Origin of the sequence: Aureimonas sp. AU4 (genome assembly GCF_001463765.1) — a bacterium.
GTDB lineage: Bacteria > Pseudomonadota > Alphaproteobacteria > Rhizobiales > Rhizobiaceae > Aureimonas.
This window is the reverse complement of record NZ_BBWK01000034.1, coordinates 15925-33081: the sequence shown is the minus strand read 5'-3', so window position 1 is coordinate 33081 and position 17157 is coordinate 15925. Positions and strand designations below refer to the sequence as shown.

Genomic DNA, 17157 nt, shown 5'->3' with positions numbered 1-17157 from the left:
CCGCACCCCGCATGATCGCGGATCTGCCCGCCTACGGGGCGCTCTTCGCCAGCGCCTTCGTGGCGGCGACCCTGTTTCCCGCCTCCTCGGAGGCCCTCCTCGTCGGGCTTCTCGTCGCCGGAACGGGGGAGCCCTGGTGGCTGGTGGCCGTGGCCACCCTTGGCAACACGCTCGGCGGCGTCTTCAACTGGGTCTGCGGCCGCTTCCTGGCGGCGCAGAGCGACCGGCGCTGGTTTCCGGTGTCGCCCGGCCAGATCGAGCGCGCCGGACGCTGGTTCGCGCGGTTCGGCCAGGTCTCGCTTCTGTTCACCTGGCTACCGGTCGTGGGAGATGCCCTGACGGTCGCGGCCGGCGCGCTCCAGGTTCCGCTCGGCCGCTTCGTGCTTCTCGTCGGCATCGGCAAGGGGTTGCGCTACGTCGCGCTCGCCTCCGCGACGCTGGCAGGCCTCGGCGCACGCTGAGAAGTCGAGCGTTCAGCTAAAGAAAAAGGCCGGACGTCTCCCCCGAGACGCCCGGCCATCAGCGGGTCCCCCGCTTCGAAACTTGGAGCCTTACGAGGCGGTCTTGATCGTCCCTTGGGCGATGCGGCGACCGCCACGATAATCGTCGAGCCTGTCGTCGCCCTGGAGCACGATCACGCGCGCGTTCATCGGAACGCGGTCGTAGAGGTCGATGATGTCCTGGTTGATCAGGCGAATGCAGCCCGACGACATGCTCTTGCCGATCGACCACCATTCCGGCGTGCCGTGCAGGCGATAGAGCGTGTCCTTCTTGCCCTGGTAGAGGTAGAGGGCGCGGGCGCCGAGCGGGTTCTTCAGGCCCGGTCCCATGCCGACCTCGTTGCCGTAGGGCTTGAGCTCGGGACGGCGCGCGATCATCTCGACCGGCGGAAACCACTTCGGCCAGTGCTGCTTGTCCTTGATCTCGGCCTCGCCGGCCCAGGCGAAGCCCGCCTTGCCGACGCCGATGCCGTAGCGCATCGCCGTGCCGCGCGGCTCGATCACATACAGGTGGTGGGCGCGCGTATCGACCACGACGGTGCCCGGCTCGAAGCCTTCGCCGTTGTAGACGACGCGCTGGCGCAGGAACTGCGGATCGACCTTGTTGGTCGGGATCGCGGGCAGCGTGAACTCGCCGTCGCTCAGCGCAGCATAGGCCGTCGGCTCCACGGGGCCAAGCGGGCCGCCCCAGTTCATCTGCTCGGCGGGCGAGGGCGAAACGAAGGCCTGCGCCATGGGCGGCGTGGTGGGCGCCAGCGCGGCACGCTGCGTGGTCGAGCAGGCGCCGAGCGCCATCAGCGAAAGAAGCGAGACGCCAAGAAGAGGCAGGCGGGAGGAGGTCATGAGCGGGCGTCCGGAACGGCTTGTTGGGTCGAGCGGCCGGGCGGTCGTAGCTTCGGACCAGAGCGCCCGCGGCGGGACCACAACCCTGGTACGCCGCCGTGAATCGCGAGGCAACGGCACGGAGTAGACCGGGTCATGCTTAAGGAAATCTTGTTGCCCGCCCGACACAGTTGATTTGGCCGCCGCCTGCGGCATTTCTACAATGGACGGGCCAAAAGGGCTGCTGTTCCGGGGGCTTGGCATGAACATCGGTGAGGCGGCCCGGCGCTCCGGACTGCCACCCAAGACCATCCGCTACTACGAGGAGGTCGGGCTGCTGGCGCCGGCCCGGGCCGCCAACGGATATCGCGACTACGCCGAGCGCGACGTCCATATCCTGCGCTTCCTCCAGCGCCTGCGCTCGCTCGGCTTCACCACCGACGAGGCGCGCCGCCTTCTCGCACTCTACGGTTCCTCGTCCTGCGGCTCGGAGGCCAACCGGCACGTCCATCGCCGCTTGGCGGAGATCGACGGCAAGATCGAGCAGCTCCACTCGCTGAAGCGCACGCTCGCGGCCCTGGCGGAGCGGGAGGGGAACGAGCCGGCCCCCGACTGCCCCGTGCTGGAGGACATGCCCGAACACGCCGTCCGGATCGCGCGCCCGGCCTGAGTGTGCGGGTAAGGGGCGGGCCGGATGGTCGCAGGCGGCGGTCTTGAAGGAGATGGGAGATCGGCGTTAACGATTGCGCCATGCCTCTCGTGTCCCTCCGCGCCCGCGATCCCCTGATCGACGGGCGCCAATCCGAGCGCGCGCTTCTCGTGCGGCGCGGCGTGCAGCGCCTTCTCATGCAGATGCGCGTCTCGGTGCTGCCCGAGATTCCGCTGAGCGGAGGGCGGCGCGCCGACCTCATCGGTCTCGGGGAAAAGGGCGACGTCCTGATCGTCGAGATCAAATCCTCGATCGAGGACTTCCGCGCCGACCGCAAATGGCCGGAATACCGCCTCCACTGCGATCGCCTTTATTTCGCGACCCATCCCGGCGTGCCGCTCGACATCTTCCCGGAAGAGTGCGGGCTCCTGCTTTCCGACGGCTACGGCGCGGAGATGATCCGCGAGGCGCCCGAGCACCGGCTCGGCGCGCCCGCCCGCAAGGCCCTGACGCTGCGCCTCGCCCGCCTCTCGGCCGATCGCCTCCTGCGCGCCGAATGGATCGCCAACGGCGCCGCGCTCAGCGGTCTGCCGGACGCGGACGAGTAGGCACAGGAGCTCAGGACGAGGCTGCACCCTCGATCTGGCAGCGGAATGACTCCCCTGCATCCCCTTTCGTTGAAGAGGTTTTCCCGACCGGGGAGGGCCGCTGGCCCTTTCCGGTCCGGGACATGTCGCCAATCAAAGAGAAGGGCCCGGGAATTCTCTCCCGGACAGGGCTCGGGGCGGTAGCCCCACCACGGCCCCGCGCGCTACCCGTCAGCGCGGCGCGCGCTTGGCGAGGATGCGCTGGAGGGTGCGGCGGTGCATGGAAAGGCGGCGGGCCGTCTCGGAGACATTGCGGTCGCACAACTCGTAGACGCGCTGGATGTGCTCCCAGCGGATCCGGTCCGCCGACATGGGGTTCTCGGGCGGCTCGGCCTTGGTGTCGGGATCGCGCATCAGGGCGCCGATCACCTCATCGGCATCCGCAGGCTTGGCGAGATAGTCGATCGCGCCGAGCTTCACGGCGGTGACGGCCGTCGCGATGTTGCCGTAGCCGGTGAGAACCACGACGCGGGCGTCGGGCCGCGCGCGGCGCAGCGCCTCGATCACGTCGAGGCCGTTGCCAGCGCCGAGCCGCATGTCGACGACGGCATAGGCCGGCGCACTGGCGCGGAGCGCCGCGACGCCCTCGTTGACGCTTTCGGCGGTGCGCACCTCGAAGCCGCGCTGCTCGAAGGCGCGGGCGAGGCGGGTGACGAACGGGCGGTCGTCGTCCACCAGAAGAATCGAGCGGTCGCCCTCGGGAAGCCGCATCGGAGCGGGTATCGCGCCTTGGTGTTCGATCAGCATCACATCACTCCCTTCGGTGCCGAAGATGGGCACGGTGACACGTTTTTTCAACGTTTCGGCGGGTTACCGCGAGGGTGCGACGAAGGCATCCTCCGGCATGACCGAGGCTCCCGCGTCGCGGCGAGGCACGTCGATACCCGCCCGCAGCCAGGATACGGAGACGCTCGCGCCGGGACCGTCGCTTTCCGACCTGTTGGCGAAATGAATGCGGGCGCCCGAACGTTCCAGAAGCGTCTTGGCGATGAAGAGCCCGAGTCCGAGACCGCCGCCGGAATTGCGCGGTCCCGCCTCGCGTGTCGCCATGTAGGGGTCGCCGATGCGGCCGAGCACTTCGGGCGGGAAGCCGGGGCCGTCGTCGCGCACGGTGATCTCGACGCGCTCCATCGTCCAGCTGAGGTCGATCACGACCTCGCCCGCCGCGAAGTCCACCGCGTTCTCGACGATGTTGCCGAGGCCGTAGAGAATGCCGGCGTTGCGCCGCATGACCGGCTCCGATCCCTCGCGTCGGCCGTTCTCGACGCGGATCGTCACGCCGAAATGGCGATGGGGCGAGGCGATCTCTTCCACCAGCGAGGGAAGCGGCAGGCGCGCCATGTGCTCCTCCGACGAGGAGGAAAGGGTGGACAGACGCTTCAGGATCTCGCGGCAGCGCTCGGTCTGCGTGATCAGGAGGTCGACGTCCTCGCGCATGGGGTCGCCCGCCTTCGTCGCGCGTCCCATTTCCTTGGCGACGAGGGCGATCGTGGCGAGCGGGGTGCCGAGCTCGTGCGCGGCGGCCGCCGCCAGCCCGTCGAGAGCCGAAAGGTGCTGCTCCCGCTGAAGCACGAGTTCGGTCGCGGCGAGCGCATCGGACAGCATCCGCGCCTCGGCTGCGACGCGGTAGACGTAGAAGGCCGAGAAGAGCAGCATTGTCACCAGGGCGAGCCAGAGCCCGCCGAGATAGGGAAGCGGCAGGTTGAAGGGCGTGTCGCGCGGCCAGGGCACCGGCAGATGCGCGAAGGACAGAACGGTAGCGGCCAGGAGCGCGAGAAGGCCGAGCGCGAAGGTGAGCCGGGCGGGCTGGGTCGCCGCGGCGATCACGACCGGCACGATCAGGAAGATCGCGAACGGGTTCTGCACGCCGCCCGTCAGCATCAGAAGCGCCGCGGGCTGGACGACGTCGTAGGTGAGAAGAACGGCGGCGAGACGGGGCGTCAGGCGGTGGCTGCGCGGGAAGCGCAGCGTCAGGCCGATGTTGAGCGCGACCGACAGCCCGATCAGCGCGAGACAGCTGAAGACCGGATAGGGATACCAGAGCCCCCAGGCGACGAAGACGCAGGACGCCGTCTGTCCGCCGACCGACAACCATCGCAGGCGCGTCAGCGTGGCGAGCCGCAGCCGCTCGGCGGCTGCGCGGCCCGGCCATTCGGGCGGACCCGGTTCGAACTCGGCGGTCGTGGAGCGGTTCATCATGACCCTTCCGGAGATAGCACGAGGCGATCCGTCGGAAAGATGCGGCGCATCAACGCTTTGCCGCCGGCTCAGCCTCGCGGCTTGGCGCGTGCCGTCGGCACGGCTCCGGCGGGATCCTCGGGCCACGGGTGGCGGGGGTATCGCCCGCGCAGGTCGGCGCGCACGTCGCGCCAGGAGCCGGCCCAGAAGGCCGGCAGGTCGCGCGTGATCTGGATTGGCCGCGAGGCCGGCGACAGGAGCTCCAGCGTCAGCGGCAGGCGACCGCCCGCGATCGCGGGATGCACCCGCAGCCCGAACAGTTCCTGGACGCGGATCGCGAGCACCGGCCCGTCCTCCTCGTAGCGGATCGGGTGCGTGTTGCCGGTGGGGGCGGTGAAGTGGGAAGGGGCGAGCGCGTCGAGCCTCGCGCCGGGCGGAACGAGGCTCTGGAGGGCCGTCCTCACCTGGCCGGGCGTGATCGCACCGAGCGAGGCGATGCCCGGCACGAAGGGCAGGAGCCAACCCTCAAGGCCAGCGAGCAGCGCCTCGTCGTCGAGCGCCGGCCAGTCGGGCTCCGCGGAGGCCGCGAACCGCATCCGGCGCAGAAGGCGCTCGGTCTCGTTGTCGAAGGGCAGGGCGCGCAGGCCGAGGCTCCGCGCCCCTTCCATCAGCGCTCGCCCCACCGCCTCGCCGGGGGAAAGGGCGATCGGCTGCTCCGTCAGGACGGCACGGCCGACGCGGCGGCGGCGGCGTCCGCGCACGGAGCGCGAGGCGGCGTCGAACACCACCGCGTCCTCTTCCACGGCGCGGGCGCGCAGAATCGTCTCCAGCGCCTCGCGGTCGAGCACGGCGGCCGCGCGGATCGTTCCGACGCGGGCCGGCGCGTTCTCGCTCTCGCCGAGATCGGCCACCACCAGCGCGGGCACGCGGGCCAGCGCGTCGCGTTCGTCGATCCTCGCGCCCCGGCCATTGGACAGGATGAACTGCCCCGGCGCGCCGCGCGGGATCGCGATGCGGTCGGGATAGGCGAGCGCAAGGAGCACCGCCGGATCGGCCTCGCTCTCCTGCGAGCCGACCTCGCCTTCCGGCACCGAGGCCGCGATGCGCCGGGCAAGGGCCGCGGCGTCGCGCGCACGCGCGCCGTCCTCGGCCCGCCAGCGGCGCAGGCGCTCCGCAAGGTCGGGCGAGGGGCCGCCGAGCCCCGGCTCCGACAGGAGTACGGCCAGCCGCGAGGCGAGGTTTCGCGCCTCGCCGGGTTTGGCTCCCGCCACCATGCGCGCTAGGCGTGGGGCGAGCGGCAGGAGGCGCATCGCCTCGCCCATCGCGGTCAGGCGGCCCGCCTCGTCGAGCGCGCCGAGATCGCGCAGGAGCGCGACGGCCTCGGCCAGGGCGGCGGCCGGCGGCGGGTCGAGAAAGGGCAGGTCGGCCGGCGAGCGCGCGCCCCAGCTGACGGCGTCGAGCGTCAGGCCCGACAGGTCGGCGCTCAGGATCTCGGGCCGGTCGAAGGGCTGGAGCGCGCCGCTCTGCTCGGCGCGCCAGAGCCGGATGGCGGTTCCCGGTGCCGTGCGGCCGGCGCGGCCCGCGCGCTGCTCGGCCGAGGCTAGCGACACGCGCACGGTCTCAAGGCGCTGCAGGCCGGTCGAGGGTTCGAAGCGCGGCTGCCGCTTGAGGCCGGAATCCACCACCGTCGTCACGCCGTCGATGGTGATCGAGGTCTCGGCGATCGTCGTGGCCAGGACGACCTTGCGCCGTCCGGTGGGCGCCGGGCGGATGGCCTCGTCCTGCGCGGCGGGCGGCAAAGCGGCGTAGAGCGGACACAGCATCGCGTCGCCCGGCAGGCGGGGGCGCAGTGCTGTGGCCGTGCGTTCGATCTCGAAGGCGCCCGGCAGGAAGGCGAGGATCGAGCCCGAACCCGCCTCGAGTTCGTCGAGGATGGTGCGCGTGACCTCGTCCTCGATCCGCGCGCCGGGCTCGGGCGCGCGGTGCCGGATCTCGACCGGAAACGCGCGTCCCTCGCTCCGGATCACGGGCGCGTCGCCGAGAAGGCCCGCCACGCGCGCGCCGTCCAGCGTCGCCGACATGACGAGGATCCGCAGGTCCGGCCGCAGCGCGCCGGCCGTCTCCAGCGCCAGCGCCAGCCCCAGATCGGCGTCGAGCGAGCGCTCGTGGAACTCGTCGAAGAGGATCGCCGACACGCCGGACAGCTCGGGGTCGGCGAGAAGCAGGCGCGTCAAAACGCCCTCCGTCACGACCTCGATGCGCGTCGCGGCCGAAACGCGCGTGTCGAGCCGCATGCGCCAGCCGACCGTCCGCCCCGGCGCCTCGCCGAGGAGCTCGGCCATGCGCGAGGCGGCGGCGCGGGTCGCGACGCGTCGCGGCTCGGCCAGGAGAATGCGCCCCTCGGGCAGCGAGCCGAGGAGATGGAGCGGCACGAGGGTCGTCTTGCCGGCGCCGGGCGGGGCGACGAGAACGGCCCGGTGCGGCGCTTGCGCGAGGGCCCGCTCGACGTCCGGTAGGACGGCCGAGACCGGCAGCTCGTGCAGCGCGATGCCGGCGCCCGCTTCCCGGTTCTGTTGGCGCGTCTGGTTCATGGGCGGCGTTGTGGGGGCGAGGTCGGCGCTTGTCCAGCCGCCCTCAGACGAGGCTCGCGCCCACGTTGACGGCCAGCGCCAGGATCGTCGTGTTGAACAGGAAAGCGAGCACGGTGTGCACGAGCACGAGCTTGCGCATGGGCCGCGAGGTCACCGAGACGTCGGAGGTCTGGCAGGCCGCGCCCATGGTGAAGGCGAAGTAGAGGAAGTCGACATAGTCCGGGTCGCGGTCGTCGCCGGGGAAGTCGAGGCCCCCTTCCGCCTTCGCGTCGCCGTAGTAGCGGCCGGCATAGTGCAGGGCCATGGTGACCTGCGTGACGGTCCAGGATAGGAGGATCGTGATGCCGGCGAGCGCAAGGCTGCGGGGCGAGGGCGAGGGGTCGCCGCCGGCCCCGGCCGCCTGTCCGCCCCCGCCATGGAGTTCGGCGGCGATCGCGACGAAGGAGAATGCGATGGCGAGCGTCGTCAGGAAGAGGATCGCGGCCGCCCCCTCGTCCTGCGCCCGCGCCTGCCGCCGGATCAACCCGGCATCGGCCCTGGCCATCATGCGCGCGACGAGAACCAGATAGACCGCGACCGCACTGTCCCAGGCCACCAGCGAGACGGTTGACCAGCGCAGCGAGCCGGGCAGGACCAGGGTGACCAGAAGCGCGACGCCGAGCGCGGCCAGAAGGCGGGGACGCGAGCGGAGGCCGGCGGCTAGACGCATCGCTCAGCCCCCGTAGCGCCGCCGCCACTCGTCGCGCAAAGGGGCGGCCCAGCTCGGATGGAGCGGTTGGATCACGAGGTTGACACCCGGCCCGGCCGGCTGGCCCGGCGCCTTCGCGAAGGCGGCGAGCCTTGCGCGCAGCGCCGGGGCGAGGCGGTCCGGCGCGAGGATCGTCGGCTCGCCCCAGATCGCGGGATCGGCCTTGCGCAGCTGCGCCTCGGGCGACAGGAGGAAGTTCGCGACCACCATCGCGCCCTCCTTGGCGTCGCTTGCGGCGGGAATGGCGAGGTAGGCGGCGCCGCCGATCGTGCCGCCTTCCAGCGCGAAGGCGGCACGATCGGCCGGCAGGTCGCCCCGCGCGACGGCACCCGCCGCCGCGCCCGCATCCGCCGCGACCGCGACGTCGATCGCGCCCTCGCGCAACAGCCCAAGCTGCGCCACCGCGTCCGGCTGTTCGGCGCCCTCGCGCCAGCTCGCCGCGCGCAGCGTGTCGAGCCAGGCCCAGAGCGGCGCGGTTACCGCCGCCACGTCGCTCTCGGCTGCGGGACGCCACAGGACCGAGGGTTCCTCCGCCGTCATGAAGAGAACCTGCTCGATCAGCATCAGTCCGGCCGGATCCTCCGGGGAAGGGAAGGGGATGCGCCCGGGATGGACCTGCGCATGGAGGCGCAGCGCTTCCAGCGACGAGGGCAGGGCGTCGCCGGGCGTGGCCTCGCGGGAGGTGTCGGCCAGGAAGACGAGCCGCGTCGCGCCGGTCGGCACCTCGCGCCCGCCGGTCGGGCGCGTCGCGTCCATCAGCGCGGCCGGCTGGTTCGCCGTGTCGACGAGGCGCCAGTTCGGCAGCCGCCGCGCGAAGGGCTCGGACAGGCGCTTCGCCTCGTCGAGGCGGCGGAAGCTTTCGCCGCCGGTCGCCACGAGGTCGGGCACAGCCGCGCCATCCGCCTCGACGCCGCGCGCGGCCTCCGCGAGCGACGCGGCGGCCCGTGGAACGAGCGTCACGCCGTAGAGGCGCTCCACCTCGCCGGCGGCCCAGGCCAGATGCGCTTGCGCGGCCTCGCCGCCGACGAAGGTCATCTCGACGCGCTGCCCGCGCGCGGCGCTCTCGACCGCCGCCCAGTCGTCGGCGCGTGCCGCAGCGCCGCCCGGCGCCAGGAGAAGGGCGAGGACGACCGGCGCGGCGCGAAGAAGGGTCATGACGATTGTCGGGTCCGGAACTCAAGTTACGCGGCGAGGGGGATGCCGCTGCCGGCGACCTTCGGTTAAAGAGGAGCGCAGACGCGGAAAATCAACGGCGCCGGGCTTCACCGATCGGACGCCCGCCGTCGTCGCCGCCAGCAGGGAAGCTCCGATGTCCGCCGACGCCGCCAATTCCTCCGAGGGTCGCCGGATCCTGGTCCTGACCGGTGCCTCGCGCGGCATCGGCCACGCCACCGTGAAGCGGTTCTCGCGCGAAGGGTGGCGCGTCATCACCTGCTCGCGCCAGGACTTCTCGATCGACTGCCCGTGGCCGGCCGGGCCTGAAGACCATATCCGCGTCGACCTGTCGGACCCCGAGGACGTGGGCTTCGCCGTGTCGGAAATCCGCCAACGCGTCGCGGCCGAGGGCGGGCGGCTCCATGCCCTCGTCAACAATGCCGCGATCAGCCCGAAGGCCGAGAAGGGCGCGCGGATGGATTCGATCCGCACGCCGATGCATGTCTGGCGCGATGTCTTCCAGGTGAACTTCTTCGCGCCGATCATGCTGGCGCGCGGCCTTCATGCCGAGCTCGCGGCGGCCAACGGGGCAATCGTCAACGTCACCTCGATCGTCGGCAGCCGTGTCCATCCCTTCGCGGGCACGGCCTACGCCACGTCCAAGGCGGCGCTCGCCTCGCTGACGCGCGAGATGGCGGCCGATTTTGGGCCGGACGGCATTCGCGTCAACGCCATCGCGCCGGGCGAGATCGACACCGCGATCCTGTCACCGGGCACCGAGAAGATCGTGGAAGGCATTCCGATGCGGCGACTCGGCAAGACGTCCGAGGTCGCCGACATCATCTTCTTCCTGTGCTCGGGCCAGGCTTCCTACGTGAACGGCGCCGAGATCCACATCAACGGCGGCCAGCACGTCTGAGGCTCAGGCGCGACGCGCGCCCCGGGCGTCGAGGGCTGCGAAGAGGAGCCCCAGGCCGGACGACAGGAGCGAGATGCCGAGGAAGACGCCGCTCGCCCAGAGCGCGGTGCCCGGCAGGCCGAGAACGAGCAGCACCGCCAGCGCGATGTTGAGGACGCCCGCCAGCGCCGGCAGCCAGAAGCGTGCGGTGGATGGACGGAAGGCGTTGGCGAGTGAGAGCATGCTCAGGCCCGACAGGAGGAAGTAGATCGACAGAAGCGTCGTCAGCGTCACCGCGCCCGCAAACGGGTCGAACAGGATCATGACGCCCAGCACCAGCGCCAGAACCGAGACGAGAAGGCCCGACCAGAAGCCGCTGGAGCCTCGCATGCGCAGGCTCGACACGATGCCGACGACGCCGAGAACGAGCAGCAGCCAGCCGAAGAAGATCGCGGAGGCCAGCGTCGCGACGAGCGGCGCCAGAAGCGCGAGGACGCCGGCCAGCGCCATCAGGCCGCCCTGGAAGGCATAGCTCTTCCAATGGTCGCCGAGGTGGCGGCGGATCTTCTGTTCGACCATCGAGGCCGTCGGGGGCGCCGGGTCGGTGGGCGTCGGCAGAGGGGTCGGCACGTTGGTCACTCCAGACACGAGAAACGGCTCTTCGCTCCCGCGAAATGAGGCGGACCGCAGCGGGTTCCCGGCTCCCTCCTTTTAGCCGTGGCGACCAAGGGCCCGGGCGTGATCGAGAAACGCATCAAGCCAGCCGTCGAGTGCCCCGTCCGCCTCGCGGTCGAGCGTCGTGTCCTCGGCTGCGACGGGAAAGGTCGGCGTGACGACGCTCGCGCCCAGACGCGCAAGGCGCGTGCGGAGCTCCTGCGCGCATAGGGCGGCGTCCCCCGGATCTCCGACCACCGCCAGCGCCACCACGAGCCGCCGGAAGGCCGCCTCGCCGCCGCTTGCCGCGATCCATTCCAGCTGGTTGACGAGAAGGGCCGGCGCGCCCGCGCAGCGCGCAGGCGTGACGAGAACCAGGCCATCCTGCAGCGTGAGGCGTCCGGCGAGGAGCCGTGCGTTCTGCGGTGCCGCCTCGTCGCCTTCCAGCCCGTCGAAGACGGGCAGGGGATAGTCGGCGGCGTGGACCTGCGCGAGCACGGCGTCGGTGACCGCAAGGCGCCGCATCGCCTCGCCCGCAAGCTGCGTCTCGGGCGACCCGGAGCGTGCCGAGGCCGCCATGATCAGGATGCGGGGGCTCAATGGGGACGCACGGGGGTCTTGCGGTAGATCCAGACCCGGGCCGGCGGGATGTTGTCCCAGACGATGGGTGTCGAGGAGACCTCGAAGACGCCCTCGACCGGCTTCACCGGAGGCGTCACGAGATAGGAGAGCTGCGTGATGTTGCCGCCGGGGGCGAGCCGGTCGAGATAGCGGCGGAAGAGCGCCTGCCTTTCGGCCTGGGGCTTCGAGACGACGGGGATCGCCATCAGGATCGCGGCGAAGCGTGTCGCGCCGCCGTCGCCGAGCGTGGCGTCGAGATCGAAGCCGTCGCCCTGGACGACGTCCACGCGGGGGAAGCGCTCGCGGAGCGTCCGGGCGAAGTCCGCGTCGTACTCGATCGCGGTGATCCGGCCGGGATCGACGCCCTTGGCCAGAAGCGCGCGGGTCACGACGCCCAGACCCGGTCCGAGTTCCAGGATGGGTCCGTCGAGATGGGTGGAGGCGGCGGCCGCCATGGTCGCGCAGTAGGTCGCCGACGAGGGCGCGACCGCGCCGAGCGAGAGCGGCTTGCGGATCCAGGTGCCGAAGAAGCGGGCGAGGTCGGCGCGGCGCGCACGCCGCTCCTCGCGTCCGGCCGGGGTGTCGGGGCGAAGGTTGGACATCGGCGCTGCTCCATCTGGGGTTGCCGCAGCGCATCATGGCACGTGTCTCGGAGCGACAAAAGGCGTCGCTCCGAGAACATTTTCGCTACTCGCTCAAGCCCTCGAAGAACTCCTTCATGCGCGAGAAGAAGCCGGTCGACTGCGGCGAGTTCTCGGAGGACGAGATTTCCTCGAACTCCTCCAGAAGCTCGCGCTGCCGGCGCGACAGGTTCTGCGGCGTCTCGATCGAGATCTGGATGAAGAGGTCGCCCGTCTGGTTGGAGCGGAGCACCGGCATGCCGCGTCCCTTGACGCGGAACTGCTTGCCGGACTGCGTGCCCTCGGGGACCTTGACGCGCGACTTGGCGCCATCGAGCGTCGTCACCTCGAAGGTGCCACCGAGCGCCGCCGTGGTCATCGAAACCGGCACCTTGCAGAAGAGATCGGCGCCGTCGCGCTGGAAGAACTCGTGCGGGCGCACCGAGAGGAAGATATAGAGGTCGCCCGCCGGCCCGCCGCGCAGGCCCGCCTCGCCCTCGCCGGCGAGGCGAATGCGCGTGCCGTCCTCGATGCCGGCCGGAATGTTGACCGAGAGGTTGCGCTCCTCGGGCAGCCGGCCGTCGCCGCCGCACTTGCCGCAGGGGTCGGCGATGATCTCGCCGCGCCCTTGGCAGGTCGGGCAGGTGCGCTCGATCGAGAAGAAGCCCTGTGCCGCGCGCACGCGCCCGATGCCGCCGCAGGTCGGGCAGGCCTTGGGCGCCGTGCCGGCCTTGGCGCCGGTGCCGTGGCAGATGTCGCACTGGATGGTGGTGGGAACCGAGATCTCGGCGGTCTTGCCCGCGAAGGCCTCATCGAGGCCGATCTCCATGTTGTAGCGAAGGTCGGAGCCGCGCTCGCGCCCGCTCTGCTGGCCGCCGGCGCCGCGCCGGCCCTGGCCGCCGCGCCCGCCCATCATCTCGCCGAAGATGTCGTCGAAGATGTCGGCCATGGACGAGGAGAAGTCGCCCCGGAACCCGCCCGCGCCCCCGCCGTTCTGGAAGGCGGCATGGCCGAAGCGGTCGTAGGCCGCGCGCTTCTGCGGATCCTTGAGCACCTCGTAGGCCTCGCCGATCTCCTTGAAGCGGTGCTCGGCGGCGGAGTCGCCGGGGTTCTTGTCCGGGTGGAACTGCATGGCGAGCTTGCGAAACGCCGCCTTGAGGGTCTTGTCGTCGCACGTCTTCGCGACGCCGAGCGTCTCGTAGTAATCGACCTTCACGGACACTGCTTCACCGTTCTCGCATCTGGAACAAGGGCGCGACCGAGAGAACGGCCGCGTGGCCTCGTGCCGCCCCCGGAGGGCGGCCGTCGGCGCGCTTTTCGCGCATGTAAGGGCTGCGCGCGGCCGTTACCATAGGCGGGCACCCGGGGAAAGGGCGGGATGGCGGGCCGGGGAGGCTCCGAGGTCAGGCTCCCGCCAGTCTCAGGTCGGGCGAGGCGGGCTTGCGGCCGCCCGACAGAAGCCGGCCGAGACGCCCCTCGACGAAGCGATGGGACAGGAGCGCCAGGCCGATCGTCGCCAGCATTGGAACAAGAAGCCACGTGTAGAAGCCGACCGAGCCCGCCGGCTCCAGAACGCGCCGCCAGCCGAACGAAAGGAACACGATCTCCGGGATCGAATGCAGGATGTAGATGCCGAAGGACACACGCGTCAGAACCATTAGCGGGGCGAGGACGGCGGTGGACCGGGGGCGGGCGGTCTCGGACAGTCCGACCAGCAGGATCGCGAGAAAGAGGAGGGCGAGGATCGGATAGACTGGCCCTTGCGCGATCATCATCGCGAGCGCGAGGGCCAGCGACAGAAGGCCGGGCAGGTGGGAGCGCACGGGGAAGGCCCGCCGCGCCACGAGGCAGGCGGCGACGGCTCCCGCCGTGAAATCGGCAAAGGCGCGATAGGCGCCGAGCGTGTCAGCATTCGTCCAGTGGCCGCTCGGAAAGACGCCCGCCCGCGACAGGACTTCCAGAAGCGCGACCCAGGCGAGCAAAAGAGCGATGAGTGCGCGCGTCCCGCCGAGCCGGGCGACCACGACCACGACCGGGAAGAGCAGGTAGCAGAAGATCTCGGCGCTGACCGACCAGGACGGGTAGTTGAAGGACAGGTGGTCGGTCGTGCCCCAAGCGTGGATCGCCAGAAGATGGAGCGGCACGTCGCGGAAGGTCCAGCGCTGCGGGTCGTGCAGGGACAGGATGCCGCCCGCGCCGGCCGCCGCGACGGCCGCGAAGAACAGGAGCGTCAGGACGTGAAGCGGATAAAGGCGCGCCAGCCGCCGGCGCAGGAAGCGGCCGTAGTCGCCGACCGTGTTCATCCGGCCGGCATAGAGCGTCATGATCAGGAAGCCCGAGATCATGAAGAACATGTCGAGGAGCGGCAGGAGGCGGTGCAGGAAGTCCGTCGCCGCCGGGGCGTCCGTGCCGGGCGCGAAGAACAGGTAGTGATAGGCCATCACGAGCAGCGCCGCGGCGAAGCGCCAGCAGTCGAAGATCCGGTAGTGGATGGGCTGTTCCGGCATGCGCGCAATGACTCCCGCGATCGACGGTGACGGCGCGCAAGTCACCCCGGAGCGGCGTGATGGAATAGCCGGGAACGAGTGTGCCGTTGCAGCCTATAACCCGCATCCGGCCGGCCGATCGATCGGACGAAGCCTTTATCGTTCGTTAACCTGAACGCGGCCTCGAACGAAAAAAGCCCCGGCGATGCCGGGGCTCTTCTCATGCTTCATCGGTGACGAGCTGATCAGGCCGACTTCTTGCGGTCGTCCTGGACCTCTTCGAAGTCCGCGTCCACCACGTCGTCCTGGCCACCCCGGGCCTGGGTGCCGGGCTGGCTCTCGGCGCCTTCCGCACCCTCGGACTGCGAGGCCTCGTACATGGCCTGACCGAGCTTCATCGAGGCCTCGGCGAGCTTGTCCGACTTGGCCTTGATCGCGTCGGCGTCCGCCTCGGACTTGTCGAGCTCGGCGCGCAGGTCGGCGATGGCGTCCTCGATGGCCTTGCGGTCCGTCTCGGAGACCTTGTCGCCGTAGTCCTTGAGGGACTTCTCGGCCGAGTGCAGGAGCGACTCGCCCTGGTTCTTGGCCTCGACCGCGGCGCGGCGCTTCTTGTCGGCGTCGGCGTTGGCCTCGGCTTCCTTGACCATCTTGTCGATGTCGGCGTCCGACAGGCCGCCCGACGCCTGGATGGTGATGCGCTGCTCCTTGTTGGTGCCCTTGTCCTTGGCCGACACGTTGACGATGCCGTTCGCGTCGATGTCGAAGGTCACCTCGATCTGCGGCACGCCGCGGGGTGCGGGCGGAATGCCCTCGAGGTTGAAGCGGCCGAGCGACTTGTTGTCGGCGGCCATCTCACGCTCGCCCTGGTAGACCTGGATGGTCACGGCGTTCTGCGAATCCTCGGCGGTCGAGAAGACCTGGCTCTTCTTGGTCGGGATCGTCGTGTTGCGGTCGATGAGGCGCGTGAACACGCCGCCCAGCGTCTCGATGCCGAGCGAGAGCGGGGTCACGTCGAGAAGGAGAACGTCCTTCACGTCGCCCTGCAGCACGCCGGCCTGAATCGCGGCGCCCATGGCCACCACCTCGTCCGGGTTGACGCCCTTGTGGGGCTCCTTCCCGAAGAAGCTCTTCACGGTCTCCTGGACCTTGGGCATGCGCGTCATGCCGCCGACCAGCACCACCTCGTCGATATCGGCCTGGGTCAGGCCGGCATCCTTGAGGGCGGCCTTCATCGGGCCGACGGTGCGCTGCACGAGATCATCCACCAGCGCCTCGAACTTCGAGCGCGTGAGCTTCATGGTCAGGTGCTTGGGGCCCGAGGCGTCCGCCGTGATGAAGGGCAGGTTGATCTCGGTCTGCGAGGCCGACGAGAGCTCGATCTTGGCCTTCTCGGCCGCCTCCTTGAGGCGCTGAAGGGCGAGCTTGTCGTTCTTCAGGTCGATGCCCTGATCCTTCTTGAACTCGGTCGCCAGGTAGTCGACGAGCCGCATGTCGAAGTCTTCGCCGCCCAGGAACGTGTCGCCGTTCGTGGACTTCACCTCGAACACGCCGTCACCGATCTCCAGCACCGACACGTCGAACGTGCCGCCGCCGAGGTCGTAGACCGCGATGGTCTTGCCGTCGTTCTTCTCCAGGCCGTAGGCCAGCGCCGCCGCCGTCGGCTCGTTGATGATGCGCAGGACGTCGAGGCCCGCGATCTTGCCGGCGTCCTTGGTCGCCTGACGCTGGGCGTCGTTGAAGTAGGCGGGAACCGTGATCACCGCCTTCTCGACGCGCTCGCCGAGATAGGCCTCGGCGGTCTCCTTCATCTTCTGAAGGATCATGGCCGAGATCTGCGAGGGCGAGTATTTCTCGCCGTGCGCCTCGACCCAGGCATCGCCGTTCGAGGCGTTGACGATCTTGTAGGGGACGAGATTCTTGTCCTTGGCGACCACCGTGTCGTCGAACCGGCGGCCGATCAGGCGCTTGACCGCGAACAGGGTGTTCTCCGGATTGGTCACGGCCTGACGCTTGGCGGGCTGGCCGACGAGGCGCTCGCCGTCGTCGGAGAAGGCCACCATGGAGGGCGTCGTGCGTGCGCCTTCCGCATTCTCGATCACCTTGGCGGTCTTTCCGTCCATGACGGCGACGCAGCTGTTGGTGGTGCCGAGATCGATGCCGATCACCTTCGCCATACGAAAACTCTCCTTTTCGAGCGTGCCGCCCGGACCCTCTGCTGAGGCGTTCCGCGAGGCGGCACCTTGGGATGAATGGGGGCCGGAAACCCGGCTCGAAAGGCCGGACCACCGGGGCTGCGGGCTATATATGAACGGCGTTTCGGCCGTGCAAGACGCCCGCCGACCGCCCTTTTTCGACGGACCCGGCCGACGCCTCGCCCGCCGCGACCCGCTCCGGTGGTGGAACCCTCTCGCCCGTGGCCGGTTAGCAGGCGACACGGCAACGGCGTCGTCCTGTCGCGGCGTCGGAACCAAACCCACCGGACGAGCAAGGCGAGACGCCCCATGCACAACATCATCTACCTCATCGGCCTGATCGTGGTGGTTCTCGCCATCCTGTCCTTCCTCGGCCTGCGCTGAACCGACCCGGAG

At 70.3% G+C, this 17157-nt stretch carries 17 protein-coding genes; 5 read left to right on the top strand and 12 right to left on the bottom strand.

Annotated features, from left to right (window positions below; translation table 11 throughout):
* The first annotated feature begins 11 nt into the window (after positions 1 to 11).
* Positions 12 to 461: a YqaA family protein gene (locus tag AUL35_RS11180; RefSeq protein WP_062014791.1), complete on the top strand. Its 450-nt coding sequence runs from the start codon at positions 12 to 14 to the stop codon at positions 459 to 461.
* A gap of 90 nt (positions 462 to 551) precedes the next feature.
* On the opposite strand, the gene AUL35_RS11175 is transcribed toward AUL35_RS11180, so the two are convergent.
* Positions 552 to 1343, bottom strand: coding sequence for a L,D-transpeptidase (locus AUL35_RS11175; RefSeq protein WP_082666268.1), 792 nt, complete (start codon positions 1341 to 1343; stop codon positions 552 to 554).
* 241 nt (positions 1344 to 1584) lie between these two features.
* On the opposite strand from AUL35_RS11175, the gene AUL35_RS11170 reads away from it, so the two are divergent.
* Positions 1585 to 1992, top strand: a complete 408-nt coding sequence (locus AUL35_RS11170) for a MerR family transcriptional regulator (RefSeq protein ID WP_062014789.1) — start codon at positions 1585 to 1587, stop codon at positions 1990 to 1992.
* 80 nt (positions 1993 to 2072) lie between these two features.
* Positions 2073 to 2579, top strand: a complete 507-nt coding sequence (locus AUL35_RS11165; RefSeq protein WP_062014787.1) for an MmcB family DNA repair protein — start codon at positions 2073 to 2075, stop codon at positions 2577 to 2579.
* A 210-nt stretch (positions 2580 to 2789) separates the two neighbouring features.
* Here AUL35_RS11165 and AUL35_RS11160 read toward each other — a convergent pair whose 3' ends face one another.
* From AUL35_RS11160 to AUL35_RS11140, 5 genes are all read right to left on the bottom strand, one after another.
* Positions 2790 to 3329, bottom strand: a complete 540-nt coding sequence (locus tag AUL35_RS11160; protein ID WP_156417944.1) for an ActR/PrrA/RegA family redox response regulator transcription factor — start codon at positions 3327 to 3329, stop codon at positions 2790 to 2792.
* Between the two features lie 99 nt (positions 3330 to 3428).
* Positions 3429 to 4814, bottom strand: coding sequence for an ActS/PrrB/RegB family redox-sensitive histidine kinase (locus AUL35_RS11155; RefSeq protein ID WP_156417943.1), 1386 nt, complete (start codon positions 4812 to 4814; stop codon positions 3429 to 3431).
* 71 nt (positions 4815 to 4885) lie between these two features.
* A complete protein-coding gene (gene hrpB, locus AUL35_RS11150; RefSeq protein WP_062014783.1) occupies positions 4886 to 7387 on the bottom strand; it encodes an ATP-dependent helicase HrpB in 2502 nt (833 codons plus the stop codon).
* A 43-nt stretch (positions 7388 to 7430) separates the two neighbouring features.
* The gene (locus tag AUL35_RS11145; RefSeq protein ID WP_062014781.1) at positions 7431 to 8096 is read right to left on the bottom strand and encodes a DUF1345 domain-containing protein; all 666 of its coding nucleotides are present in this window, start codon (positions 8094 to 8096) and stop codon (positions 7431 to 7433) included.
* Positions 8097 to 8099: 3 nt separating this feature from the next.
* On the bottom strand, positions 8100 to 9290 hold the full coding sequence (locus tag AUL35_RS11140; protein WP_062014779.1) for an ABC transporter substrate-binding protein: 1191 nt from the start codon (positions 9288 to 9290) through the stop codon (positions 8100 to 8102).
* Between the two features lie 154 nt (positions 9291 to 9444).
* On the opposite strand from AUL35_RS11140, the gene AUL35_RS11135 reads away from it, so the two are divergent.
* Positions 9445 to 10209 (top strand): SDR family NAD(P)-dependent oxidoreductase, encoded by a 765-nt coding sequence (locus AUL35_RS11135; protein WP_062014777.1) that lies wholly within the window; start codon positions 9445 to 9447, stop codon positions 10207 to 10209.
* Positions 10210 to 10212: 3 nt separating this feature from the next.
* Here the strand turns inward: AUL35_RS11135 and AUL35_RS11130 are convergent, their stop codons facing one another.
* The 6 genes from AUL35_RS11130 to dnaK all read right to left on the bottom strand — a co-directional run bounded on the left by AUL35_RS11130 (position 10213) and on the right by dnaK (position 16743).
* Complete coding sequence (locus tag AUL35_RS11130; protein WP_244493743.1) at positions 10213 to 10836, bottom strand: DUF308 domain-containing protein; 624 nt, start codon at positions 10834 to 10836, stop codon at positions 10213 to 10215.
* A 63-nt stretch (positions 10837 to 10899) separates the two neighbouring features.
* Positions 10900 to 11442, bottom strand: coding sequence for an NADPH-dependent FMN reductase (locus AUL35_RS11125; RefSeq protein WP_062014776.1), 543 nt, complete (start codon positions 11440 to 11442; stop codon positions 10900 to 10902).
* Positions 11439 to 12065 (bottom strand): class I SAM-dependent methyltransferase, encoded by a 627-nt coding sequence (locus AUL35_RS11120; protein WP_062014774.1) that lies wholly within the window; start codon positions 12063 to 12065, stop codon positions 11439 to 11441. The genes AUL35_RS11125 and AUL35_RS11120 overlap by 4 nt, the downstream gene beginning before the upstream one ends.
* Before the next feature lie 85 nt (positions 12066 to 12150).
* Positions 12151 to 13299, bottom strand: coding sequence for a molecular chaperone DnaJ (dnaJ, locus tag AUL35_RS11115; RefSeq protein WP_062014851.1), 1149 nt, complete (start codon positions 13297 to 13299; stop codon positions 12151 to 12153).
* 187 nt (positions 13300 to 13486) lie between these two features.
* On the bottom strand, positions 13487 to 14590 hold the full coding sequence (locus AUL35_RS11110; protein WP_244493742.1) for an acyltransferase: 1104 nt from the start codon (positions 14588 to 14590) through the stop codon (positions 13487 to 13489).
* Between the two features lie 224 nt (positions 14591 to 14814).
* Positions 14815 to 16743, bottom strand: coding sequence for a molecular chaperone DnaK (dnaK, locus tag AUL35_RS11105; protein ID WP_062014772.1), 1929 nt, complete (start codon positions 16741 to 16743; stop codon positions 14815 to 14817).
* Positions 16744 to 16962: 219 nt separating this feature from the next.
* Here dnaK and AUL35_RS11100 point away from each other — a divergent pair, with 219 nt between their 5' ends.
* A complete protein-coding gene (locus AUL35_RS11100; protein WP_062014770.1) occupies positions 16963 to 17145 on the top strand; it encodes a hypothetical protein in 183 nt (60 codons plus the stop codon).
* Positions 17146 to 17157 lie beyond the last annotated feature (12 nt).

Excerpts from the sequence above, each read along its gene's own strand:
- AUL35_RS11180 (WP_062014791.1), top strand. The coding sequence starts at position 12 with ATGATCGCGGATCTGCCCGCCTACGGGGCGCTCTTCGCCAGCGCCTTC.
- AUL35_RS11175 (WP_082666268.1), bottom strand. The coding sequence starts at position 1,343 with ATGACCTCCTCCCGCCTGCCTCTTCTTGGCGTCTCGCTTCTTTCGCTG.
- AUL35_RS11170 (WP_062014789.1), top strand. The coding sequence starts at position 1,585 with ATGAACATCGGTGAGGCGGCCCGGCGCTCCGGACTGCCACCCAAGACC.
- AUL35_RS11165 (WP_062014787.1), top strand. The coding sequence starts at position 2,073 with ATGCCTCTCGTGTCCCTCCGCGCCCGCGATCCCCTGATCGACGGGCGC.
- AUL35_RS11160 (WP_156417944.1), bottom strand. The coding sequence starts at position 3,329 with ATGCGGCTTCCCGAGGGCGACCGCTCGATTCTTCTGGTGGACGACGAC.
- AUL35_RS11155 (WP_156417943.1), bottom strand. The coding sequence starts at position 4,814 with ATGAACCGCTCCACGACCGCCGAGTTCGAACCGGGTCCGCCCGAATGG.
- hrpB (WP_062014783.1), bottom strand. The coding sequence starts at position 7,387 with ATGAACCAGACGCGCCAACAGAACCGGGAAGCGGGCGCCGGCATCGCG.
- AUL35_RS11145 (WP_062014781.1), bottom strand. The coding sequence starts at position 8,096 with ATGCGTCTAGCCGCCGGCCTCCGCTCGCGTCCCCGCCTTCTGGCCGCG.
- AUL35_RS11140 (WP_062014779.1), bottom strand. The coding sequence starts at position 9,290 with ATGACCCTTCTTCGCGCCGCGCCGGTCGTCCTCGCCCTTCTCCTGGCG.
- AUL35_RS11135 (WP_062014777.1), top strand. The coding sequence starts at position 9,445 with ATGTCCGCCGACGCCGCCAATTCCTCCGAGGGTCGCCGGATCCTGGTC.
- AUL35_RS11120 (WP_062014774.1), bottom strand. The coding sequence starts at position 12,065 with ATGTCCAACCTTCGCCCCGACACCCCGGCCGGACGCGAGGAGCGGCGT.
- AUL35_RS11110 (WP_244493742.1), bottom strand. The coding sequence starts at position 14,590 with ATGCCGGAACAGCCCATCCACTACCGGATCTTCGACTGCTGGCGCTTC.
- dnaK (WP_062014772.1), bottom strand. The coding sequence starts at position 16,743 with ATGGCGAAGGTGATCGGCATCGATCTCGGCACCACCAACAGCTGCGTC.